The organism is Methylobacterium sp. SD274, assembly GCF_017355285.1.
Taxonomy (GTDB): Bacteria; Pseudomonadota; Alphaproteobacteria; order Rhizobiales; family Beijerinckiaceae; genus Methylobacterium.
Genome location: NZ_JADIJP010000024.1, coordinates 58,203 through 81,919, shown reverse-complemented (window position 1 = coordinate 81,919; position 23,717 = coordinate 58,203). Strand labels below are relative to the sequence as shown.

Below are 23,717 nucleotides of genomic sequence, written 5' to 3'. Positions count from 1 at the left end.
CACCGCTGCCCGACCACGCGGATGTGATCGTGGTCGGCGCGGGCGCCGCCGGCATCGCCGCGGCGCGGACCCTTACGGAGCGGGGCATCTCGGTGGCGGTGCTGGAGGCGCGCGATCGGATCGGCGGTCGGCTGCTTACCACGATGCTGCGCGGCCACCCGGTGGATCTCGGCGGGCATTGGCTCCATGCCGGACCGATCAATCCGCTGGTTCGCCTGGGCAAGGCGCGTGGCGAGCCCCTGCGGGTCGCCGCGCAGGAGGGACACCTGCTCGTATCGGGCCGGAAAGGACGCCGGGCGGAAGTCGCGGCCCATGCCCGTGCCTTCTCGGTGGCCGATCGCGCCCTGACCAGCCAGGCCGGCCTCGAAGGCCCCGACCGCCCGGCGTCCAGTGCCCTCCCGCCCGGTCTGGGCCCTTGGGCGGAACGCATCGCCCTCGTCCACGGCCTCGTCTCCGGGCGCCCCCTCACGGAGATCTCCCTCCACGACTTCCCCAGCATGGAATACGGCGACAATTACTTCATCGCCGGCGGCTTCGGCGGCTATCTCGCCCGTCTGGCGCAGGGGCTTCCCATCGCCCTGAACACGCCGGTCGTGCGCATCGACTGGTCGGGAACCGGTGTCACCGTGGAGGTGGCGGACGGATCGGTGCGGCGGGCCGCGGCGGTGATCGTGACGATCCCGATGATGGTGCTGCGCGCAGCACCGCTCTTCACCCCGTCCCTGCCGCCCAAGACGCGCGCGGCCATCGACGGATTCTCCAGCGGGATCTACGAACACGCCGTGCTGCACTGGCCGTCCGCACCCTTCCTCGGGCGCGACCGGCTCGCCGCCTTGACGGGCGGACGCCACAAGCCTCCCGGACTGCTCACACGTGTGGATGGGACGCCGTTTCATCTGTTCGAACTCGACACGCCGATGACCCAGGCCCTGGATGCCCGTGGCCGGAACCCGGATTCCGTCCGGCGCCTCGTGCGCGCTGTCCTGGCGGACCATGTCGGCCATCGCGCCCTGCACGATCTCTCCATTCCGGCCATCAGCGAGTGGCGCCACGACCCCTGGTCGCTCGGTTCATGGGCCGTGGTCCCGCCCGGACATGCTCCGGCACGGACGCAACTTCAGGCATCGCTGGGCAACAAGATCTGGTTCGCCGGGGAGGCGCTGTCCCGCCTGCAATGGGGAACCGCCGGTGGAGCCTATGAAGAAGGTATGAGAGCGGCGAATGAAGCTGCAACCTCCATTTCGACACATCTCAAGTTGCACGCTCAGTAGGTCACGCCCTGTCGAATGTCACTTTGTACTTTTATCATTATGCATCATGACTGGATTAAGCTTCTTTCCATGTTTGCAAATTATCACGAACCCGCGGGTATCGCCGGATCTCGGGCTTAGTGCGAATGCTGGATGGGACAGTCCTATTAATCACAGACCGGCCGGACAGCAGCGAGATCTTGCGCGGCGAACTGAGCCTCGTAGCGGATTGCAAGGTCGTCCGATTCGATGCGGCCTTCGACATCACGCGTGAGACGATTGGTGCGATATCCGATGTGACCCTCGCTCGGCGCGACGCCGTGACCGCCATGCGCCGGGCCTTCGCGAAGCTCAACGGCGCGGACGTCCCCATCATCTGCCTCTTGCGCAACACGAGCGAGAACGGCCTACGCGACGCCAAGAACCTCGGCGCGACGTGCTGCCTCTCGGCGCACACGCCCCCCGCCATGGTCGCCCGCACGATGATGACGCAGGTGATCCAGGACCGTGCGGACAGGCCGGTGCGGAGCATCGAGCGCGGCGTGGCACGGGCCACCGAAGTCCTGACCCGCCTGTTCGATGGCGCCCGGTCGAACGGCCCGGTCGCTCTGGCACAGGTCGATGCCAGCCTCGAACCGATCATCGAAGCGGTTCGCGACGGCGGATTGACCCGTTGGCTCGACCGGGTCTGGACGCATGATGACGCCACCTACCAGCATTGCCTGCTGGTCGCAGGCGTTGCCGCCAAGTTTTCGCTTCACCTCGGCTTCTCGGCCAGCGACCGCAATCACTTCGTCCGCGCCGCTTTGCTCCACGATCTGGGGAAAGCCCGGATTCCGCTGGCGATCCTCAACAAGCCGGGCCGGCTCGACGAGGGAGAGATGACGGTCATGCGCACGCACCCGGTCATCGGCTACGAGAAGCTGAAAGCGGCCGGCTGCGATGCCCTCACCCTCGGCGCCGTGCGGCATCATCACGAGATGCTCGACGGTTCGGGCTATCCCGACCGCCTCAGCGGGGATTCCATCGGCGATACCGTGCGGCTGATGACGATCTGCGACATCTACTCGGCGCTGACCGAGAAACGCGCCTACAAGCCGGCCATGCCGAACGCCGTCGCCATGGCGATCCTCTCGGACATGAAGGGTCGGCTGGAGGACAGGCTGGTCCAGTCCTTCGGCGAGGCCATGGGGAACGGCTCGTGACGAAGCCGAAACGAATCCCGGACGCGGCTCGGGACAGGGCGAACCTCAGCCGAAGCCGCCCCGCTTGAGCCGCATCACGGTTCGGTCGAGCGCGCCGAGATAGGCGGAGCGGTCCCGGGCCGAGAACGGTCGCGGGCCGCCCGTGATCGTGCCCGCCTCGCGCAGGTCCTGCATCAGGTTGCGGGTGGCGAGGGCGAGACCGATCCCGCTCTCGCTGAAGGGCTTCCCAGTCGGCGCGAGCACCTCGGCCCCGGCCTTCACGCAGCGGCTCGCCAGAGGCACGTCCGAGGTGACGACGACAGCCCCCGGCCTCGCCCGTTCCGCGATCCAATCGTCGGCGGCGTCGAAACGGTCGCTGACGACGACGCGCTCGATCCAGGGTTCCCGCGGCAGGGTGATGAAGCTGTTCGCCACCACGTAGACATGCAGGCCGTATCGGCCGGCGACCCGGTAGGTCTCGTCCTTCACCGGGCAGGCATCGGCGTCGATGTAGACGACGATCGAACGGTCGGCGGCCGGCTCGCTCATGCGGACGCCGCCAAGGGCGCGGCCAAGGGCGCGGTCACGCTCCGTCCGCCCTCGGCCTCCTCGAGCGCCGGAACCACCCGCTCCAGAGTCGAGACGGCGAGGGGCTGGCCCCGGCCACGCAGGGCGTGGGCGCCGAGCGAGCGGGCGTGGATGCCCTCGGGCAGGCGCAGAAGGCGGGCGAGGAGATCGTCCGAAATCAGGATCTCGGTGCCCAGGGGCCGGCACAGGGCCTCGATCCGCGAAGTCACGTTCACCGTGTCGCCGAAATACGCGATCTTGTGCCGGTCGACCCCGACTTCGGCCGTGACGATGGAGCCGCCATGCAGCGCCGCCCGCAAACGGGGTACGACGCCGAAACGGGCCTGCCAGATCGACGCCTCGGCCTCGATCCTGTCGAGGACGTCGAACACGCAGGCGACGCAGCGCCCGTCCTTGAGGCCCCGCTCCATCGGCCAGGTGATCATGGCCATGTCGCCGATGTAATCGTCGGTGGAGCCGTGGTTGCGGCGCACGGGCTCGGCGAGGGCGGCGAAGACCGCGCCGAGATAGGCCTGGGCCTTCAGGTCGCCATGGGTCTCGGCGAAGGCGGTGGAGCCGACGACGTCGAGGAAGAGGAAGATGCGGTCCTCGCGCACCGGCTTGTGATAGCGGCCGACGAGAAAGTTCACGAACACCTCGCCGCCGATGAGATCGCGCATGCGGATGACGAAGACGAGCATCGCCGACACCGCCAGCGAGTAGGCGAGGACCCGAGGCGTGATCTTGACGGCGTCCTTGAGCGCGTCCCCGGTCAGGCCCAGGGCCCAGACGACGAGGCCCCCGAGCGCGATGCCGCTGGCGATCATCAGGACATAGGCGAGCTCGGCCGTGAGCACGTAGATCTTCGCCGGCAACTGGCGCAAGCGCGCCTGAAGGCCGCCGAAGATCAGGCCACGGTCGAAGGCGAGGGTGGTCGCCCCCACCGCGAGGCCATAGATCACCCCGGCCAGCGGCGAGGCGCCGTTGGCGAACAGAAGGTCATAGAGGAGCCCGGCGCCGCTGCAGGCGACGAGAATGAGCATCCAGAACCAGCGGTGCGGCGGTAGCATCAGGCGTCACCCCGGTCTGGCTCGTCACGAAGACGATGGCGTCGCGCGGGGAGAAGCAAGGCGTGGCATCCTTCGGAAGGCCATCGTCGGAAGACGCGGGTGAGTTACCGCGCCGAGACGACCGGCCCACCCTGAACAACGGTCCATGATGGCGCGATTAAGGCCATGGGCCGTTAAGGCAGCCTTCGAAATTCATTGACCGCCCGGAAGACCGTGAGATCTCCGTAACCGGGTACGCTTTAGGCTCGTTGTCAGACAGGCAGCCCTCACTGCTGCAACGCGGCTCGACCGCTTCAGAAGGCGCGCATCGCGATGAGCATGACGAGTGCGAACCCGGATCCGACCACCCCCAAGGCGTCGGCCACACGCCCGCTGGTGGCCCCGCGCGACATCCGCGCCATCGCGCGCGACCTAGGCTATTCGCCCGACTGGAACTGGAGTTGGGAGAACTACAAGAACACGATCGTCGCCCTCACCAACGAGTACGACCTTCGCGACCATCTCGAGATCGGCGGCGGGCGCGACCCGGTCTTCCAGCCGCCGGAACTGGTCCGGCATGGGATCAGGGTGACGATCAACGACATCTCGCAGAAGGAGCTCGATCTCGCTCCTCCCGAATTCTCGAAACTCTGCTGCGACATCGCCTCGCCTTCCACCCTCGACACCATCGGCCGAAACCGGTTCGACTTCGCCTATTGCTCGATGGTGATGGAGCACGTGCCGGACGTGGCGCAGATGTGGCGCAACATCCATGGCCTCCTAACCCCGGGCGGCGCAGCGCTCAGCTTCTTTCCCACCCTGTTCGCCCCACCCTTCGTCGCCAACCAGCTCATGCCGGAGGCCCTGTCGCGCGCCGTGCTCCACACCCTGTTCCCGGACCGCAGGGACGATGGCGGCAACCCGAAATTTCCGGCGCATTACAATTACTGCCGGGGCAGCGAGGCGGCGATCGTGCCGCTCCTGAAGGAGATCGGCTTTCGCGAGATCGTCGTGCTGCCGTTCTACGGCTATAGCTACTTCCACAAGCTGCCCGGCCTGCGCCAGATCGACGACGCATTCACGCGCCTCGCCCGGAGCCGCGACTGGCGGACCTTCACGAGCTTCGCTTTCGTCATCGCGCGTAAATGACCATCACCCGGTCCGATGCGGTCATGAATGTCATCATCGTCGCCGATCACGCCTTCATCAACGGTGGGCAGGCGAAGGTCGCTATCGAGAGCGCCCTCGGCCTCGCGGGACGCGGCCACCGGGTCGTGTTCTTCGCAGCCGTCGGCCCGGCCGATCCGCGTCTGGCGGCCGCCGGTATCGAGGTGATCGTGCTTGGCCAGACCGACGTGGCGCTCACGACCTCGCTCGCCAGTTTCGGCGTGCAATGGCTTTGGAACCGGCCGGCGGCGCTTCGCCTCCAAGCGCTTCTCTCCGGCTACGATCCGGAAGACAGCGTCGTCCACGTCCATGGCTGGGCCAAGGCCCTGTCGCCCTCCATCGGGCCGGTGCTCAAGGCGACGAGGGTGCCGGTGGTGTTCACCATGCACGAATACTATCTCGCCTGCCCCAATGGTGGCTTCTACGATTACCCGATCTCGGCCGCCTGCCACCGCACTCCGCTCTCGCCCGCCTGCATCGCCTACAATTGCGATTCCCGGAGCTATGCCCGCAAACTGATGCGGGTCGGCCGCCATGCGTTGATGCGGGGGTCGGGGCTGGTGGGCAGCGCGGCCACCGTCATCACCATCAGCCGGCTTCAGAAGACCGTTCTCGCCCCCTACCTGCCGAAACGGACGCGCTATTTCGAGGTCTCCAACCCGGTGGACGCGGAGCCCCTCGGGCGGAAAGCGGATCGGCCCCTGGGCGACATCGTCTTCGTCGGGCGGGTCTCGCCCGAGAAGGGCGCGAACGTCTTCGCCGAGGCCGCCCGCCTCGCCGGGCAGACGGCCGTCTTCATCGGCGACGGCCCGCAGCGGGCGCAACTGGAGTTGGACTATCCGGAGGCCCGCTTCCTCGGCTGGAAGAACCCGGCCGAGGTCAAGGCGCTGATGCGCGCGGCCCGCGCCCTCGTCTTCCCCTCGGTCTGGTACGAGGGCCAGCCCCTCACCGTGCTCGAATCCCTGGCGGCGGGGACGCCGGTGATCGTCAGCGACATCTGCGCCGGACGGGAAGCGGTGGAGGACGGCGTCAACGGTCTCTGGTTCGCGTCCGGCAAACCGGAGTCCCTCGCCGCCGCCCTCATGCGTCTCTCCGACGACGCGGAGGCGCGCCGGATGTCGGATGCGGCCTACGACCTGTTCTGGGCCGATCCGCTGACCCTCGACCGGCATCTCGACGGGATCGAGGCGGTCTACCGAAGCAGCCTCGCTTCCGCGCGCTCTCCCTCGACCATCCGGGCCATCCACGCCTGAACCGCCGTGACGTCGGCCTGGCCGAGCCCGTGCCCGGCCGGCTGGATGTCGTGCGCCACATCCGCCCCGGCCCGGCCGAGGATTCCGGCGAGACGCGCGGCGTTCTCGGCCGGCACGATCGGATCGGCCATGCCCGACAGCATCAGCACGGGCGTGCCGGTCAGGTCGGGAACGGGCGGCTCCGCCAGCGGCATCATCGGCCGGAGCAGCGCCGCTCCCGCCAGCACGCCCGGATGGAGCAGGAGAAGGGCGGCGGCGATGTTGGCGCCGTTGGAGAAGCCGAGCGCCACCGGGGCCGCGATTCCGTAGGCCTCACGGGCCTCCGCGATGAAATCCGCGAGGTCCCGCGCACGGCGCCGGAGGTCGGCCTCGTCGAAGACACCCTCGGCGAGACGCCGGAAGAAGCGCGGCATGCCGTTCTCCAGGACGGGTCCGCGCGGCGACAGCAGGGCGGAGCCCGGCGAGACGGCGCGACCCAGGGGCAGCAGGTCGCTCTCATCGCCGCCGGTGCCGTGGAGCAGGAGGAGCGGAGGCGAGCCGACCACGGTCGCGGGCTCGAAACGGTGAGTGAAGGACAGCTTGGTCATGACGGCCTCGCGAAAAGTGCGTGGGAACCGCCCCTCCTCGCGGAGGGGCGGCCGTGTCAGGCGATGACGGGGAGAACCTCCTCGATCCGCGCGCGGTGCGCTTCGAGGAAGGCGGGGAGCTTGAGCGCCTCGCCCAGCGTCTCGGCCGGCTCGTCGACGGCAAAGCCCGGGATGTCGGTGGCGATCTCGAACAGCACGCCGCCGGGCTCGCGGAAGTAGACCGAGCGGAAATAGGCGCGGTCCCGCTGCTCGGTCACCTGCAGGCCATGGGTGCCGGTGAGATCGGCCACCATGGCGGCCTGCTCGGCATCGTCCTTCGCCCGGAAGGCGATGTGATGGACCGAGCCGGCACCGGGCCGGCCGCGCAGGAACTCGCCCACCGCCCGGAGGGTGACGAACCCGCCGAGAGCGCCGCCATTGTCGTAGCGGGTCATCGCCCCGTCGCGCCCGGCCTCGGAGAAGCCGAACACCCCGGTGAGGATCCGCGCCGTCGGCTCCGCCTCTTTGAGGAGCAGGGTGACGCCGTGGAAGCCCCGGATGGCGTGCTCGGCCGGAACCTCGGCACCGGTCCAGGAAGGCGCCCCCTCGGTGGCCTCGTCGACCCCGACCAGGGCCAGCACCATCCCGTCGGGATCGCGCAGGCGAAGGACCGGCTCGCCGAAGAGCTGGACCAGCGCGTCGTGGTCGACGCCCTTCTCGATCAGCCGGTGGGTCCACCAGCCGATGGAGGCGCGGGGAACGCGGAAGGCGGTCTCCTGCGTCTCGCCGATCCCGACCCGTCCCCGCGCGGCATGGGCGACGGGAAAGAACGTCAGGATCGTGCCGGGGCGGCCGGCATCGTCGCCGTAATAGAGGTGATAGGTCGAGGGATCGTCGAAATTGACGGTCTTCTTCACCAGGCGCAGGCCAAGAACGCGGCGATAGAAATCGAGGTTGCGCTGGATGTCGCCGGCATAGGCGGTGACGTGGTGCAGGCCGTTATCGGACATGATCGTGTCTCCCGGACGCGCTGGCCGGTGGAGGACCACCGCGCCGCTTCGTGATGACGACAATCTGGGGCTTGGCATGCCGCATGAAAACAGAAACAATGGAAACCTATCGTTTCTGGAAATGCGCCTATGAAACTGCCGGATTTCGAAGCCTGGGCGATCTTCGCGAAGGTTGCCGAGAGAGGGTCCTTCGGGCGGGCGGCGGATGAACTCGGGCTGTCGAAGGCCACGGTCTCGAAGGCGATCACCCGCCTCGAAGCCCGGATCGGTAGCCGCCTGTTCCACCGGACCTCGCGCAAGATCGCCCTGACGGAGATGGGCCATGCGGCGCGGGACGGCGCCGCGCGCATCCTCGCGGAGGGCGAAGCGGCGGAAGCCCAGGCCACGGCCTCGTCATCGGTTCCGCGCGGCATGGTGAGGCTGGCCGCCCCCATGTCGTTCGGGATCCTCCACGTGGCCCCGATCCTTCCGGATTTCCTCAGTCAGTATCCGGAGGTCTCGGTGGACCTCCATTTCAGCGATGCCCTCGTGGATCTCGTGGGTGGGGGCTTCGATATCGGCCTGCGCATCGCCGCGCTGGCGGATTCCTCCCTGCGGGCGCGGCGCCTCTGCCTCGTGAACCGCGCCCTCGTTGCGTCGCCGGATTATCTCGACCGGCATGGCAGGCCGGACCATCCGCGCGATCTCGCCCGCCATGCCTGCCTCGGCTACGCCTACCTGCCGAGCCCGGACCGCTGGATCTTCACCAGCCGCGAGGGCGAGGAGGCGGTCATCCTTCCCGCCGGGCCGCTGCGGGCCAACAATGCCGACGCCCTGACTCCCGCCCTTCGCGCCGGGCTCGGCCTCGCCGTCCAGCCGGATTTCATGGTCTGGGAGGATCTTCGGGCCGGGCGGCTCGAACGGGTGCTGCATGGATGGGAGCTTCCGCCCATCGCCCTGCATCTGGTCACGCCGCCGGGAGACCCGCGCCCGGCCCGCGTGCTTGCGCTCATCGCCTTCCTGACAAGCCGGTTCGCGGCGGCACCCTGGTCGAACGGCGCCGCCGCACAGCCCTGAGACCGCGATCAGAGCACGATATGCGGGCCCACCGCGCCTGCCTGGAGCGGCGAGAGAAAGGACGCGCCGATGCCGTTGTCGAACCGACGGGCGACCTTGGCTCTGGTGTTTCCGATGACGATCAGCGTGCCGACGTCGAGGGGCTCCTCCATGGAAACGGCCACACCCGATGCCGAGATGTTGATGACACGGCCGGGAAGCATCGATCCGGCCTCGGTCGTGACCAGCACGTCCTGAATCTCCGGCACGATACGAGGATGGACGCGCGTCACCAGAGGCGGCGGATTCTGCGATTTGGCGACGCTGAGGAGGCTCTGCACCACGAGCCCGAGGGGATGGTCGGCGCTGAGAACGCGGATGGCGAAGGAAGCGGCCTCCGCTCGCACGACGATGGCCTCGAGGGATCCGGCATGGCGGATACTGCAGGTCAGTCGCTCATCGACGGCGGGCACGACCGATGACTTGAAACGAATGCCGTCCGAGGAGAGATCGTCGGTAACCGCGTAGAAATTCTGCCGATGCCGTCCCCAGCAAAGAGCCGGCAGGATGACCTTGTATCGCGCCTCCGACCGCCTCTCGCTCATCACATCCCTTTTTGTGTTGAGCACTTTTATGCTGGCGATTCTTCAAGCGAAGCTTTCACAATCGAGAAAATTCGATTCAATATCCTACATCAACAACTCGGACCATCCGAGATACACGCAGGACGAGTTGATCGACTAGAAGCGAGCTTTGTCGTTAGAGCGGCCTACACCCGTCAGGCCATGCACTTTGATGCGGGAGGCGAGCGTCGTCGGCTTGACGCCGAGCAGTTCGGCCGCCCCTCCGGTCCCGAAGACGCGGCCCTTGCTCAAGACCAGGGCGGCGGAGATATCGGCCCGGTCGCGCGCCCTTCGCTCGGCCTCGGTGGCGGGGGTGAGGCCAGGTGAGACCTCGCCGTGCGGGCGCCTGCCCTCGACGGGACCAGGGCTCTCGGCCTCGGGCAGGTCGAACCGCAACCGCCCGCGCACGGCCAGGATCGCCGCCCGCTCGACGATGTTCTCCAGCTCGCGGACATTTCCGGGCCAGTCGTAGCGCGCGAGGCGGCGGACATCGCCTTCCGTGAGACGCAGGTCGGGCATGGCGAGCCGCCGGGCCACGCCCTTCAGGAAGTGCTGGGCGATGAGGGGAATATCCTCCGGCCGCTCGCGCAGGGGCACGGCCGCGATGGGAAACACGTTGAGGCGGAAATAGAGATCCTCGCGAAAGCGCCCCCGCTTCACCTCGGCCTTGAGGTCGCGGTTGGTGGCGGCCACGAGACGGACGTCGACGAGGCGGGTCCGTTCCTCGCCGATCCGCTCGAACTGGCGCTCCTGCAGCACGCGCAGGAGCTTGCCCTGCAGGTCGATGGGAATTTCGCCGACCTCGTCGAGGAACAGGGTGCCGCCATCGGCGAGTTCGAAGCGCCCGACCCGGTCGCGCAGGGCGCCGGTGAAGGCGCCCCTTGCGTGGCCGAAGAACTCGCTTTCGAACAGTTCACGCGGGATCGCCGCGCAATTCACCCGGATCAGCGGCCGGTCCCGGCGGCGGCTCGCCTCGTGGATGGCGCGGGCGATGAGCTCCTTGCCGGTGCCGGATTCGCCGGTGACGAGGACGGTGGCGTCGGTGCCGGCCACGAGATCGATCTGCCGGAGGGTCGCCTCGATGGCCGGAGAACGGCCGATGATGCCCTGGTGGTGCCCCCCCTCGCGGATTTCCTCGCGCAGATAGGCGTTCTCGAGTTCCAGGCGCTGGCGCAGGGAATCGACCTCCGCCAGGGCCTGGCGCAGGCGCTCGTCGGCCTCCCGCCGCTGGCTGATGTCGCGGAACACGATGACCGCGCCGAGGAGCCGGCCCCGGTCGCGGATCGGCGTCGACGTGTATTCCACGAAGATCGGGGTGCCGTCTCGGCGCCAGAACACCTCGGTATCCACCTGATGCACGGCCCCATCGCGGAAGGCGGCATAGATCGGGCAATCCTGATGCGGGTAATGGCAGCCATCCGGGTGGCTGTGATGGACGGTGGCATGCATGTCGCGCCCGACGAGGTCGGCGGCGTCCCAACCCAGCATCCGCTCCGCCGCCGGGTTGATGAAGGTGGTGATACCCTCGGCATTGACCCCGTAGATGCCCTCGCCGGCCGCGCGCAGGATCAGCTGGTTTTCTCGCTCGATATCGCGAAAGATCCGCTCCATCCGCTGCCACTCGGTCAGGCCGGCGCGCATATGCGCGTCGGCCTCCGTATCCACGAGGCGGCGGCGACGCTCGTCGAGGTCGAACAGGCTCACGAGGAGGAGCGCCGGCTCGCCCGGCAGGATCGTCCCGCTATATTCCACATGGAGGCCGTGCCCCTCCGCGTGCCTCGGCGAGAGGGCGTGGGTCCAATCGCGGCCCCGCGCCTGGACGGCCTGGGTGAAGACGATCAGCGTCGGCACTTGGTCGGGATGAAGGCCGGTCACGCGCATGCCCCGCAGGACATCGAGATCGTAGCCGAGCAGCCGCGCGGCGGCCGGGTTGGCGTCCCGGATCTCGTCGGCCACCGGATCGAGCACCAGCATCGCCTCCGCCGCCCTGTCGAAGGCGGGGCCATAGGCCGAAGCAGGCGGCGCGACTGAGTTTTCCATCACGATATCTCGTAGCATGCGTCACGAAAAACCGTAATCGACGATATTTCGTAATGTTCGTCTATCTCTCAAACCATTGTTCCGGTTGTGATTTTTAATGGAACCATGGATGGCACAACGTTTGCCATGAAGAGACAGTCTCCGCAGAAAGGTCCGCGACATGGCGCTCTTCGACGATCCGTTCAACGCCCGGCTGACCTTGAAGCGCGGGGGCTGCTCCTGCGGAGACCATCACGATCAAGCCGCGCACGATGCCGAAGCTCCGTCCGGCGACGCCGCGATCACGCGGGCCGTCGAAGGCGCGGTGATGCGGGCCCTCTTCCCCGAGGATGCCCAGCGGCGCGCCTTCCTCAGGAGCGTCGGCGCGGCGACGGCGCTGGCTGCCGTGAGCCAGTTCTTGCCCACGAAATTCGTGGCGGAGGCCTTCGCGCAAGGGGCGAAGCCCGAGAAGACCGATCTCAAGGTCGGCTTCATTCCGATCACCTGCGCCACGCCGATCATCATGGCGAAACCCATGGGTTTCTACGAGAAGCAGGGGCTGAACGTGGAGGTGGTGAAGACCGCCGGCTGGGCGGTGATCCGCGACAAGACCCTGAACAAGGAATACGACGCCGCCCACATGCTGGCGCCGATGCCCATCGCCATCTCCCTCGGCGTCGGATCGAACCCCGTTCCCTACACGATGCCGGCAGTGGAGAACGTCAACGGCCAGGCGATCACCCTGGCGATGAAGCACAAGGACAGGCGCGACCCGAAGAGCTGGAAGGGCTTCAAGCTCGCGGTGCCTTTCGACTATTCGATGCACAATTACCTGCTGCGCTATTACCTCGCGGAAGCCGGGATCGATCCCGATACCGATGTGCAGATCCGCGCCGTCCCACCGCCGGACATGGTCGCCAACCTGCGGGCCGACAATATCGACGGGTTCCTTGCACCCGATCCGGTGAACCAGCGCGCGGTCTATGACGGCGTCGGCTTCATCCACATCCTGTCGAAGGAGATCTGGGACCGGCACCCGTGCTGCGCCTTCGCGGCCTCGCAGGATTTTGTCACCCAGACCCCGAACACCTACGCCGCCCTGCTCCGCGCGGTGATCGAGGCGACGGCCTATGCCTCGAAGATCGAGAACCGCAAGGAGATCGCCGCGCAGATCGCGCCGGCCAACTACCTCAACCAGCCGTTGACGGTGGTGGAGCAGGTGCTCACCGGAACCTTCGCCGACGGCCTGGGCAACGTCCGCAAGGTGCCGGACCGCGTCGATTTCGACGCCTTCCCGTGGTCGTCCTTCGCGGTCTGGATCATGACGCAGATGAAGCGCTGGGGTCAGATCAAGGGCGATGTCGATTACAAGGCGGTGGCCGAGAAGGTCTATCTCGCCACCGACGCCGCGAGACTGATGAAGGAGGCCGGCCTCACCCCGCCGACCGCCACGTCGAAATCCTTCTCGGTGATGGGCAAGGTCTTCGATCCGGCGAAACCCGAGGAATACCTGAACTCCTTCGCGATCAAGCGGGCGGGCTGAGCCATGAAGGCCTCCCTCTCGCTCCGCGCCGGCATCGTCTCCCTGGCCGTCCTCGCCGCCTTCCTGCTGCTCTGGCAGATCGCGGTGGGCGGGGTCGCCAAGACCGAGGCGATGGACCCGGAATACGCGGCCCTCATGGGTGCGAGCGCCACCACCGGCAAATCGGCGATGCCGGGTCCGCTCGACGTCGCCGCCACCGCCTGGAAGCACCTCAGGGACCCGTTCTACGACCGTGGCCCGAACGACAAGGGGCTCGGCATCCAGCTCGCCTATTCCATCGGCCGCGTGGCGCTGGGCTACGGCCTCGCGGTGCTGGTGGCCATCCCCATCGGCTTCCTCATCGGCATGTCGCCGCTGATGGGCCGGGCGCTCGACCCGTTCATCCAGCTCCTGAAGCCGGTCTCGCCGCTCGCCTGGATGCCGCTCGCCCTCTACACGATCAAGGATTCGAGCCTGTCGGCGATCTTCGTGATCTTCATCTGCTCGCTCTGGCCGATGCTGATCAACACCGCCTTCGGCGTTGCCGGAACGCGCAAGGAATGGCTGAACGTGGCCCGCACCCTGGAGGTCGGGCCGATCCGGCGCGCCTTCACGGTGATCCTGCCGGCGGCCGCGCCCACCATCCTCACCGGCATGCGCATCTCCATCGGCATCGCCTGGCTCGTCATCGTGGCGGCCGAGATGCTCGTAGGCGGAACCGGCATCGGCTACTTCGTCTGGAACGAGTGGAACAACCTTTCGATCACCAATGTGATCGTCTCGATCCTCGTCATCGGCCTCGTGGGCATGATCCTCGACCAGTTGCTGGCGCGCGCCCAGCGCCTCGTCACCTTCCCAGAGTGAGGCCGCGCCATGAGCAAGCTCATCCCCTTCGCGCGGCGCTTCGCAAGTGCCGCTCCCGACCCCGCCGCCGGGACCAGCCGCATGTCGTCCTCCGAAAAATTCATCTCCATCGAGGGGATCGCCCGGCGCTATCCCGCGCCCGGCGGCAAGCCAAACACCGTGTTCGAGGACCTGTGGCTGCCCATGCGGCGGGGCGAGTTCGTCTGCATGATCGGCCATTCCGGCTGCGGCAAGACCACGGTGCTCAACATCCTGGCCGGGCTGGAGGCGCCGAGCGAGGGCGTCGTCATCGTCGACGGGCAGGCGATCGAGGGGACCAGCCTCGACCGGGCCGTGATCTTCCAGGGCCACGCCCTGCTGCCCTGGCGAACGGTGCTCGGCAACGTCGCCTATGCGGTCTCCTCGCGCTGGCGCAAGGCGTCCCGCGCCGAGGTGGAGGAGCGTGCCCGCAAGGCCATCGCCACGGTGGGCCTCGCCGGCTCGGAGCATAAGCGCCCTTCAGAACTTTCAGGCGGCATGAAGCAGCGTGTCGGCATCGCCAGGGCACTCGCCATCGAGCCCAAGATCCTGCTCATGGACGAGCCGTTCTCGGCCCTCGACGCGCTCACGCGGGGCACCCTGCAGGACGAGGTGCGCCGCATCTGCATCGAGACCGGCCAGACCGTCTTCATGATCACCCACGATGTCGACGAGTCGATCTACCTCGCCGACCGCATCGTGCTGATGACCAACGGTCCCGAGGCCAAGGTGGCGGAGATCGTCGAGAACCCGCTGCCCAAGCGCCGCGAGCGCGCGAACCTCCATCACGCGCCGGGCTACTACGCCCTGCGCAACCACCTGATGGACTTCCTCGTCAGCCGCTCGAAGAGCCTGCGGGACGCCATGCCCGCCGGCTACGACCAGCGCCACCCGCCCGTGGTGCGGCCTGGTGCGGACGAGCCGAAGCCGATTGCTGTCCCTGCCGCGTCGTAGATCCGCGCCTCGCAGACTCACGCGCCGCCCCTCACCCCCGTGTCTCGATCCATCGGAGAACTCACATGAAGCGCGAAGACCTCACGGAAAAGCTCCTCGACATCAAGCGCGAGAAGGGCTGGACCTGGAAGCATATCCAGGACGAGATCGGTGGAATCTCGCCGATCCTCATCACCGCCGCCTGCATGGGGCAGATGAAGCTGCCGAAAGCCCAGGCGAAGAAGGCGGCGGAGCTGTTCGGCCTCACGGAATCGGAGGAGCGGATGCTCAACGAGGCGCCCTATCGCGGGTCCATCGCGCAGATGCCGCCCACCGACCCGCTGATCTACCGGTTCTATGAGCTGGTGATGGTCTACGGCACCACCTGGAAGGAGCTGATCCAGGAGGAGTTCGGCGACGGCATCATGTCGGCCATCGACTTCAACATGACGATGGAGCGCGAGCCCAACAACAAGGGCGACCGGGTGAAGATGAACCTCTCGGGCAAGTTCCTGCCCTACAAGTATTACGGCAACGAGGAAGGCGTGCCTGATTACGGCTTCAAGGAGCCGTAGCCGGCGCAGCATCGACGCGAACTGGTAAAGGCATCGCGGCTCATCGGGCCGCGATGCCTTTTTTCGCGCAGGACGAGTCGACGCAGGCCCCGGTTTCGTGCTGATTGCGCAGGCTTGGCCGTAAAAGCGGCCGTCCCGTCGGAGACTGTCGCCCGCATGAACCTCAACGCGATCTCGGCCATTTGGGCCCCCCGGCTCCTCAGCATCCTGCGCATCGTCGCCGGAGTGCTGTTCCTGGAACACGGCACGCAGAAGCTGTTCGGGTTCCCCGTGCGCATGGGCGGCGGCAGCGCACCGGCCCTGTTCACGCTCTTCTGGTTCGCGGCGATCCTCGAAATCGTCGGCGGTGCGATGATCATCCTCGGCCTGTTCACGCGGCCGGTGGCGTTCATCCTCTCCGGCCAGATGGCCTTCGCCTATTTCATCGCCCATGCGCCAAAGAGCCCGTTCCCGGCCCTCAATGGCGGCGACGCGTCCATTCTGTTCTGCTTCCTCTTCCTCTACCTCGCCGCCGCAGGCGCCGGTCCTTGGAGCCTCGACGCGCAGCGCCGCGGACGGTTCTGAGACCCGGAGAAAGCGGTCGGCCGCGCTTCCCGCTTCGGGTGGGAGCGGGTCGCCCCGGAACGAGGGAGAGAATGCGGATGCTTGCCCATCGTCACCCCAGGTCGTCCGGCTTCCCGGCGTGACGACCGTCTCCTCCGCCGAAGACCGGCGGATGCGCGTCATTGCCGTGGCCGTTCAGAAGGGCGGGACCGGCAAGACGACCCTGGCGGCGTCGCTCGCCGTCGCGGCCGCGGAATCCGGCGAGCGCGTCGTCGCCTACGACCTCGATCCGCAGGGCTCGCTGATGGGATGGGGCGCCCTGCGCCGCCAGAACGGCATCACGGTCGACCGCATACAGGCCTGGGAGATCGGGCAATTGCCCGACATCCTCGACCAGACGTCAGAGAACGGGACGACGCTGGTCTTGATCGATACCGCCGGCGCCGCCACCGGCGCCACCCCCGCGCTCCGCGCCGCCGACCTCGTCCTGGTGCCGGTCCGCCCGTCGCGGCTCGACCTCGTGGCCGCCCGGCCGACCTTGCAGGCCCTCGTCGGCCTCGGCATGCGGAGCCGTCTGGCGCTCGTGCTCAATCAATGCCCGCCCCCGCCCTCGGCGCGCACCGACGCCTATGCGGCACAGCTGCGCGGCCTCGGCGTCCTGGCCGAACCGGGGATCGTCCAGCGCGTCGACCACCAGGACGCCGTGGCGGCGGGGCTCGGCGTCACCGAATACGCCCCCCAGGGACAGGCCGCCGGGGAGATCCGCGCACTCTGGGGCTGGATCGACGCGAAGATACGAGGTTGACGCCTCACGTCGCGCGGAGAGCGGGGCGCTGTCTCGCCCCGCTTCGCGAAGTAGATGGGGCAGTCTCTCGCCTACGCTTCCTTCGCCCCGAATGCCGCCAGGATGCGCGCCCAGGAGCGCGTGCCCTTGTGGAAGCTCCTGAGATCGTACTTCTCGTTGGGCGAATGGATGCGGTCGTCATCCAGGCCGAAGCCGATGAGGAGCGTGTTGCGATCGAGCAGCCGCTTGAAGTCGCCGACGATGGGGATCGAGCCGCCCGCTCCGATGGTGACGGCGGGAACGCCCCATTCCTCGGCGAGTGCCCCCCTCGCGATGTCCAGTTCGGGCATGTCGAAGGGCAGGCTGATGGCGCGGCTGCCCTTGTAGCAGATCACCTCCACCGAGCAGTCCGACGGGATTCTTTTGCGAACGAAGGCCTCGAAGGTCCGGGCAAGCTGTTCCGGGTCCTGGTCGTCCACGAGGCGGAACGAGACCTTGGCGCTGGCCTCTCCCGCGATGACCGTCTTGGTGCCCTCGCCGGTATAGCCGCCGATGATGCCGTTGACGTCGCAGGCCGGGCGCGACTGGATCAGCTCGATCAGCATGCGGCCGCGCTCACCCGCCGGCTCCGACAGGCCGATGGGGCCGAGGAACTTGTCAGCCGTAAAGTCGAGCCCGCGCCATTGCTCCAGGATGTCGGTGGGCGTCTCGCGCACGCCGTCGTAGAAGCCCGGCAGGGCCACCCTTCCATCCGCGTCGTGCAGGTCGGCGATGATCTTCGACAGGACGTGGATCGGGTTGCGCGCCGCGCCGCCGAAGAAACCCGAATGCAGGTCACGGTCGGCGCAGGTGACCTTCACCTCGAAATAGGCGAGGCCCCGCAGCGACGTGGTGATGGCCGGCGTGGTTGGGTTCCACATGCTCGTGTCACAGACGAGGACAATATCCGCCGCGAGCTTCTCCCGGTTGGCCGCGACCCATTCCGGCAATCCTTGAGAGCCGTTCTCCTCGGCGCCCTCGATCAGCAGGGTGACGCCGCAGGGTAGCTCGCCCTCCATGGCGATGAAGGCGCGGCAGGCTTCGACGAAGGTCATGACCTGACCCTTGTCGTCCGAGGCGCCGCGCGCCACGATCTGTTTCTCGCCGTTGGCGTTCACCGAGATGCGCGGCTCGAAGGGCGGTGTCGCCCAGAGGTTCAGCGGGTCCACCGGCTGCACGTCGTAATGGCCGTAGAACAGCACGTGCGGCTTGCCGGGTTTCGGCGCATGCGCCAGCACCACCGGATGCAGTGATGTCTCGTGGATGGCCGTCTCGAACCCGAGCGCCGTCAGATTGCCCTCGAGCCACTGCGCCGCGTCGCGGCAATGCCCGGCATAGGCCGGATCGGTGGAGATCGAAGGGATCCGCAGGAAGGCGAACAGCCGCTCCAGGGCATTGTCGAGGTCGCGGTCGATATCGTTGAGAACCGGGTCGAGGGCGGCCATCGCGGCATCCTTCCTGAGAGCGGGGATGGCCCAAGGATCGGCCGGGAGGAGAGTTAGCCGAGGGTCGGGCCGCACGCAAACCGGTGCCGGGCATGGATACGCGCTGCCCCCGGACGGATTTGGCTGGACTCATCGACTAGACTGCCCATCACCATGCCATCTGCGAGATAATTCCTTAAAAAGGAGGCAACTGTAGCTGCCATTTAACGGCTTATTGGCCTATCGCCATCGCTGTGGACTGATATACTCGACAATAAATTAGGGATATTTTAAAGCGGCTGACAAGTCGGGATTTCGACACGGTCCCGCGAACCGTCTCCCCACAGGAGTTTCTCGGCATGGCCGACGCCTCTTCGAATCCTCAAGACCCCCAGGCGGCCCTACTCGGCGCCGCGTTCGGCACACCCGGCGACGGGATCGTCACCACGCCGGTCAGCCCATCCCACGACGAGGGCGATGGCATTACGGTGCAGGCGGACGGTCGCATCCTCGTCGCGGGATACAGTCTCGACGGCTCGAACTCCGACTTCGCGCTGGTGCGCTACAACGCCGACGGCTCCCTCGATGCCGGCTTCGGCGGCGGCGACGGCATCGTCACCACGCCGATTGGCCCTTCCTACGACTATGGCCGAAGCGTCACCGTGCAGGCGGACGGTCGCATCCTCGTCGCGGGATACAGTTCCAACGGCTCGAACAACGACTTCGCGCTGGTGCGCTACAATGCCGACGGCTCCCTCGATGCCGACTTCGGCGGCGGCGACGGCATCGTCACCACGCCGGTCGGCACCTCCTCCGACTATGGCCGAAGCGTCACGGTGCAGGCGGACGGCCACATTCTCGTTGCGGGATACAGTCTCGACGGCCCGAGCAACGACTTCGCGCTGGTGCGCTACAATGTCGACGGCTCCCTGGACACCAGCTTCGGCGGCGGCGACGGCATCGTCACCACGCCGATCGGCACCTCCTCCGACGTCGGCTATAGTGTCACCGTACAGGCGGACAGCCGCATCCTCGTCGCAGGATACACTTCCAACGGCTCGAACACCGACTTCGCGCTGGTGCGCTACAATGCCGACGGTTCCCTCGACACCGGCTTCGGCGGCGGCGACGGCATCGTCACCACGCCGATCGGCCCTTCCTCTGACGTCGGCTATAGTGTCACCGTGCAGGCGGACGGTCGCATCCTCGTCGCGGGATACAGTTCCAACGGCTCGAACATCGACTTCGCGCTGGTGCGCTACAATGCCGACGGCTCCCTCGATACCAGCTTCGGCGGCGGCGACGGCATCGTCACCACGCCGATCGGCCCATCCTCCGACTTTGGCTATAGCGTCCTTGTGAAGGCGGACGGCCGCATCCTCGTCGCGGGATACAGTTCCAACGGCTCGAACGACGACTTCGCGCTGGTGCGCTACAACGCCGACGGCTCCCTCGATGCCGGCTTCGGCGGCGGCGACGGTATCGTCACCACGCCGGTCGGCACCTCATCCGACCTTGCCTATAGCGCCACCGTGCAGGCGGACGGCCGCATCCTCGTTGCGGGATACACTTCCGACGGCTCGAACACCGACTTCGCGCTGGTGCGCTACAATGCCGACGGCTCCCTCGACACCAGTTTCGACGGACACGGAACGCTGAACGGTATCGTCGCCTATGCCGAAGGCGGCCCGGCCGTCGTGCTGGATGCCGACGTCGATCTCACCGACGAGGACAAGGATGTTCTCAACGGCGGCCTCGGCGACTATGCTGGCGCCAGCCTCATACTCGCCCGGACCGATGGGGCAAATGCGCAGGATCTCTTCGCATTCGCCGCCACGGGCGGCTTCTCCGTCACCGACGATGCGTTGCTGGACAGCGGCGGCAACGCCTTCGCCACGCTCACGCAGGCCGGAGGCCAGCTGACCATCGCCTTCGCGGGCACGGGGCTCGCCACCTCGGCCCTCGTCGACATGGTCCTCCCCTCGATCACCTACGCCAACACCTCGGACCGGCCACCCCCCTCGGTGCAGATCGACTGGACCTATACCGGCGCCGCCTCCGCCAGCGGCACCAGCACGGTCACGATCGCGGCCGTCAACGACGCCCCCGTCGCCACGCCTTCGGTGAGCAGCCGCAACCAGCGCAGCCTCGGCGGCGAAAGCAATTTCCTGTTCTCCGACCCGGACGGGGACAGCCTCACCCTCTCCCGCATCGCGCATGGCGGAATCGAGACGGACGTGGCCGCCTTGGGCACGACCCGCATCGAGGGCGAGTACGGCACACTCACCGTCCAGGCCAACGGCCGCTTCCAATACGACGCCGACAAGGAGGGCGGGCTGGCGGTGGGCGAGAAGCAGGACGATATCTTCACCTTCACGGTCCGCGATGCTTCCGGGCAAACGGCGAGCAGTACCTACACGGTCGGCGTGAGAGGCTCGGCCACGGGGAATGCGGGCGAGAACATCTTCCTCGTGCAGGATGCCGATCGGGCGATCGATGGCGACACCGGCACCGACACGGTCTCGTTCGAACGGCTCGGCCAAGGCGTGACCGCGACCCTCGACGGGGCGAATGCCGGCATCATCACGATGGACGGGGCCGCCTTCGGCACCCTGCGCAACGTCGAGAACCTCACGGGCTCGGCCTTCGCCGACATCCTCATCGGGGACGGGAGCGACAACCGGCTCATCGGCAACGGTGGGGCCGACACCCTCGACGGGGGTGGCGGCAGCGACCGCCTCGTCATCTCGTCGAGCCCGGCGCGCATCGACGGCGGCGGCGGCATCGACGGCGGCGGCGGCATCGACGTCCTGTTCGTCCAGGGCGGCGGCGAGGTCGTGCTCACGGACGAGAGCCTGATGGCCATCGACAGGCTCTACGTCCGCAAAGACACGAGCCTCGACCTGTCCAGCGTCGGGAGCGGCATCGTCGTCGCCTCGCAGAGCACATCGGGGCATTCGGCGGACATCACCGGCGGCCGGGGCGACGACCGCATCACCGGTGGTAAAGGAACCGATATCCTCGCGGGCGGGGCCGGCAACGACCGCATCGTCGCAGGCTCCGGCGGCGGGACGATCGAGGGCGGCACGGGGTCGGACAAGCTGTTCGGCGGCGACGGGGCGGACACGTTCCACTTCCCGGCGGATTCCGGCCGGGACAACCTCTATCGCTTCGACGTCGGCTCCGACCGCATCGACGTCTCGGGCTTCGTCGCCGACCACGCCGACATCCGGGTTACCGCCGTGCACGGCAACGCCAGTGCGCTGGTCACCTTCGTGGGCGATCCCGACCCGACCCACCGCATCATCGTCCACGACGTGCTCGCCTCCGCCCTCACCGATGCGAGCTTCCTCGTCGACGTCTGAGATCCAGGTGAGGGCGTGTTGGCCGGCGAGGGTCCTGCCGGGCGAAGGCGCCGGACCCGTGATTCCATGGCGTCCTGAGGTGGTTCAGGCGCGGGGAACGCATCCGCATTCCGCCCCATGGGCGCCCGTCGGCCAGCGCGATCCGCGGATGAGACTGCAGAAGTTGCCCTTGCGGAAGCTCGGTTCCTTGTCGGCGATGACGTCCGCCTTGACGTTGCCGAACGTCGTACCCGGCTTGTGTCGGATGCCGTCGTAGAAGGCCTGGATGATATCCTCTTTGAAGTCGGGCGTCCGAGGGAAAGCCGACACAACCGCCTCACGCTCAGCGTCTGAATACTCTCCGTAGGTCAGACCGAGCACATCCATCTCGACGCCGGCCGTGACGAGTGACACCACCGGATGCATGTGGACCGGGATGCCCGGCGTCGTATGCAGCGCGATGGCGGTCCAGACCGTATAGACATCCGCCTCCGGTACTCCGTGCGCTGCCAGGAAGTCGCGCGCTGCATTGGCGCCATCGACCTCGAAGCGCTCCTCCGCGCTGCTGTGGTCCGGCATCAGGCCAACGTCGTGGAACATCGCTCCCGCGTAGAGAAGTTCGCGGTCGAAGCTCAGATCGCGGCGGATGCCTGCCAAGGCGCCGAATTGGTAGACCCGGCTCGAATGATTGAAGAGGAGTTCGGTTTCCGTGTCCCGGACGAACTCAGTGACGGCACGGGCCAATTTGCTGTCCGGAATGGTGGCCAAGGTGGGAATGCTCATGAGCGGGTTTCCTTTGTGCTGAGCCTCCCAACGAGCTACGAGACATCCTTGATGGCATCAATCATCGTGTAGCGGCATTTCCTGCCATCTTTCATGCATCCCCAGCCACGGAGCCCCAATGGTGCCCCGACTCGTCGCCATCCTCGCCCTTCCCGGGGTCCAATTGCTCGACGTGGCCGGCCCGCTCGACGTCTTTGCCGAGGCGAACGTCCAAAGCGGCGAGGATGTCTACGATCTCGCCATCGTCGGAACGGCCGCAGATACGATTCTGACGTCGTCGGGACGGCGTCTCGTGGCGGATCTCGTCGCTCCCGGCACCGACCCGGCTCGCTTCGACACCTTGCTGGTCGCGGGAGCGCCTCGCATGCACGAGACGGGCGTCGACGGCGGCCTCTTGGACTGGCTCGCGAAAGTCGCGACGCGGTGCCGGCGCTACGGTTCAGTCTGCAGCGGGGCGTTCCTGCTGGGTCAGGCCGGCCTGCTGGACCGTCGGAGAGTGACGACGCATTGGGCCGTGGCGGAAGTGCTGGCGGCGCGCTACCCCGAGGCGTCGGTCGAGCCCGATGCGATCTGCCTCTTCGATGGTCCGCTAAGGACGGCGGCCGGGGTCACCGCGGGACTGGACCTCGCGCTGGCGCTCGTCGAAGAAGATCTTGGCGCGGAGATCGCGCGCCGGGTCGCCAGCCAACTCGTGATGTTTTTTCGACGCGGCGGCGGGCAGATGCAGTTCAGCCGACGCGGGCTCAGTGCACCGGCTGGCCGATCGGCCTTGCAGGAGGTGCAGCGCTGGGTGGCTGCGCATCCCGCGCAGGATCACGCGGTCGAGAAGCTCGCGGCGCGCGCGGGGATGAGTCCGCGCCATTTCGCGCGCCTGTTCCGGACCGAGACGGGACTGACACCCGCCGCCTACGTGGAGAACGTCCGGATCGAGGCTGTCCGGCGTCTTCTGGAAACGGACGACATCGTTCTCAAGCAGGTCGCGAGCGCCTGCGGGTTCCTCGACGCCGACACCCTCCGGCGGGCCTTCATGCGGCGCGTCGGGACAACGCCTGCGGAGTATCGACGACGGCATCTGCATCGCTGAGCCGACGGCGCAGCTGAGCCTGCACGCCCGTTCGAACTATCAGATCCGGCGAATCGGTGCTCATCCGGCGGCGGCGCCTCG

21 protein-coding genes are annotated in these 23,717 nt (G+C 67.3%); 13 read left to right on the top strand and 8 right to left on the bottom strand.

The window, feature by feature from the left end:
• Together IPV08_RS18800 and IPV08_RS18795 are read left to right on the top strand one after the other, a co-directional pair.
• The coding region (locus IPV08_RS18800; protein WP_246748032.1) for an NAD(P)/FAD-dependent oxidoreductase at nt 1-1,271 on the top strand (1,271 nt) is incomplete at its 5' end.
• A gap of 179 nt (nt 1,272-1,450) precedes the next feature.
• On the top strand, nt 1,451-2,455 hold the full coding sequence (locus IPV08_RS18795; protein WP_244483624.1) for an HD domain-containing phosphohydrolase: 1,005 nt from the start codon (nt 1,451-1,453) through the stop codon (nt 2,453-2,455).
• A gap of 45 nt (nt 2,456-2,500) precedes the next feature.
• Here the strand turns inward: IPV08_RS18795 and IPV08_RS18790 are convergent, their stop codons facing one another.
• Both IPV08_RS18790 and IPV08_RS18785 read right to left on the bottom strand, forming a co-directional pair.
• Entirely contained in the window at nt 2,501-2,983 is a 483-nt protein-coding gene (locus IPV08_RS18790) for a YaiI/YqxD family protein (protein WP_207413020.1), read from the bottom strand.
• On the bottom strand, nt 2,980-4,071 hold the full coding sequence (locus IPV08_RS18785; protein WP_207413019.1) for an adenylate/guanylate cyclase domain-containing protein: 1,092 nt from the start codon (nt 4,069-4,071) through the stop codon (nt 2,980-2,982). The genes IPV08_RS18790 and IPV08_RS18785 overlap by 4 nt, the downstream gene beginning before the upstream one ends.
• A 312-nt stretch (nt 4,072-4,383) precedes the next feature.
• Here IPV08_RS18785 and IPV08_RS18780 point away from each other — a divergent pair, with 312 nt between their 5' ends.
• Together IPV08_RS18780 and IPV08_RS18775 are read left to right on the top strand one after the other, a co-directional pair.
• Complete coding sequence (locus IPV08_RS18780) at nt 4,384-5,199, top strand: methyltransferase domain-containing protein (RefSeq protein ID WP_207413018.1); 816 nt, start codon at nt 4,384-4,386, stop codon at nt 5,197-5,199.
• Nucleotides 5,200-5,222: 23 nt separating this feature from the next.
• Nucleotides 5,223-6,470 (top strand): glycosyltransferase family 4 protein, encoded by a 1,248-nt coding sequence (locus IPV08_RS18775; protein ID WP_207413017.1) that lies wholly within the window; start codon nt 5,223-5,225, stop codon nt 6,468-6,470.
• Here IPV08_RS18775 and IPV08_RS18770 read toward each other — a convergent pair.
• Together IPV08_RS18770 and IPV08_RS18765 are read right to left on the bottom strand one after the other, a co-directional pair.
• Nucleotides 6,410-7,057, bottom strand: a complete 648-nt coding sequence (locus IPV08_RS18770; protein ID WP_207413016.1) for an alpha/beta hydrolase — start codon at nt 7,055-7,057, stop codon at nt 6,410-6,412. The genes IPV08_RS18775 and IPV08_RS18770 overlap by 61 nt on opposite strands.
• A 56-nt stretch (nt 7,058-7,113) precedes the next feature.
• A complete protein-coding gene (locus tag IPV08_RS18765; RefSeq protein ID WP_207413015.1) occupies nt 7,114-8,046 on the bottom strand; it encodes a ring-cleaving dioxygenase in 933 nt (310 codons plus the stop codon).
• Between the two features lie 129 nt (nt 8,047-8,175).
• Here IPV08_RS18765 and IPV08_RS18760 point away from each other — a divergent pair, with 129 nt between their 5' ends.
• The gene (locus IPV08_RS18760) at nt 8,176-9,102 is read left to right on the top strand and encodes a LysR family transcriptional regulator (protein WP_207413014.1); all 927 of its coding nucleotides are present in this window, start codon (nt 8,176-8,178) and stop codon (nt 9,100-9,102) included.
• Nucleotides 9,103-9,110: 8 nt separating this feature from the next.
• Here the strand turns inward: IPV08_RS18760 and IPV08_RS18755 are convergent, their stop codons facing one another.
• Complete coding sequence (locus tag IPV08_RS18755; RefSeq protein WP_207413013.1) at nt 9,111-9,686, bottom strand: PilZ domain-containing protein; 576 nt, start codon at nt 9,684-9,686, stop codon at nt 9,111-9,113.
• Between the two features lie 135 nt (nt 9,687-9,821).
• The gene (locus IPV08_RS18750) at nt 9,822-11,744 is read right to left on the bottom strand and encodes a sigma 54-interacting transcriptional regulator (RefSeq protein ID WP_207413012.1); all 1,923 of its coding nucleotides are present in this window, start codon (nt 11,742-11,744) and stop codon (nt 9,822-9,824) included.
• 160 nt (nt 11,745-11,904) lie between these two features.
• Here IPV08_RS18750 and IPV08_RS18745 point away from each other — a divergent pair, with 160 nt between their 5' ends.
• The 6 genes from IPV08_RS18745 (at nt 11,905) to IPV08_RS18720 (ending at nt 16,983) form a co-directional block, all read left to right on the top strand.
• Entirely contained in the window at nt 11,905-13,266 is a 1,362-nt protein-coding gene (locus IPV08_RS18745) for a CmpA/NrtA family ABC transporter substrate-binding protein (RefSeq protein ID WP_207413011.1), read from the top strand.
• Nucleotides 13,267-13,269: 3 nt separating this feature from the next.
• Nucleotides 13,270-14,109, top strand: coding sequence for a nitrate ABC transporter permease (gene ntrB / locus IPV08_RS18740; RefSeq protein ID WP_056147646.1), 840 nt, complete (start codon nt 13,270-13,272; stop codon nt 14,107-14,109).
• Nucleotides 14,110-14,118: 9 nt separating this feature from the next.
• Nucleotides 14,119-15,081 carry an ABC transporter ATP-binding protein gene (locus IPV08_RS18735; protein WP_207413010.1) on the top strand — a complete coding sequence of 321 codons (963 nt, stop codon included), beginning with the start codon at nt 14,119-14,121 and terminating at the stop codon, nt 15,079-15,081.
• Between the two features lie 65 nt (nt 15,082-15,146).
• Nucleotides 15,147-15,635, top strand: a complete 489-nt coding sequence (gene cynS, locus IPV08_RS18730) for a cyanase (protein WP_056427819.1) — start codon at nt 15,147-15,149, stop codon at nt 15,633-15,635.
• A 156-nt stretch (nt 15,636-15,791) separates the two neighbouring features.
• A complete protein-coding gene (locus IPV08_RS18725; RefSeq protein WP_207413009.1) occupies nt 15,792-16,199 on the top strand; it encodes a DoxX family protein in 408 nt (135 codons plus the stop codon).
• A 151-nt stretch (nt 16,200-16,350) separates the two neighbouring features.
• The gene (locus IPV08_RS18720; protein ID WP_207413026.1) at nt 16,351-16,983 is read left to right on the top strand and encodes an AAA family ATPase; all 633 of its coding nucleotides are present in this window, start codon (nt 16,351-16,353) and stop codon (nt 16,981-16,983) included.
• A 71-nt stretch (nt 16,984-17,054) separates the two neighbouring features.
• Here IPV08_RS18720 and IPV08_RS18715 read toward each other — a convergent pair whose 3' ends face one another.
• Complete coding sequence (locus IPV08_RS18715; protein ID WP_207413008.1) at nt 17,055-18,446, bottom strand: dipeptidase; 1,392 nt, start codon at nt 18,444-18,446, stop codon at nt 17,055-17,057.
• Nucleotides 18,447-18,784: 338 nt separating this feature from the next.
• Between IPV08_RS18715 and IPV08_RS18710 the strand changes: the two genes are divergently transcribed.
• The gene (locus IPV08_RS18710; protein WP_207413007.1) at nt 18,785-21,790 is read left to right on the top strand and encodes an Ig-like domain-containing protein; all 3,006 of its coding nucleotides are present in this window, start codon (nt 18,785-18,787) and stop codon (nt 21,788-21,790) included.
• Nucleotides 21,791-21,874: 84 nt separating this feature from the next.
• Here IPV08_RS18710 and IPV08_RS18705 read toward each other — a convergent pair whose 3' ends face one another.
• Complete coding sequence (locus IPV08_RS18705; RefSeq protein ID WP_207413006.1) at nt 21,875-22,552, bottom strand: HD domain-containing protein; 678 nt, start codon at nt 22,550-22,552, stop codon at nt 21,875-21,877.
• Between the two features lie 118 nt (nt 22,553-22,670).
• Here IPV08_RS18705 and IPV08_RS18700 point away from each other — a divergent pair, with 118 nt between their 5' ends.
• Nucleotides 22,671-23,636, top strand: coding sequence for a helix-turn-helix domain-containing protein (locus IPV08_RS18700; protein WP_207413005.1), 966 nt, complete (start codon nt 22,671-22,673; stop codon nt 23,634-23,636).
• The last annotated feature ends 81 nt before the right edge of the window (nt 23,637-23,717 follow it).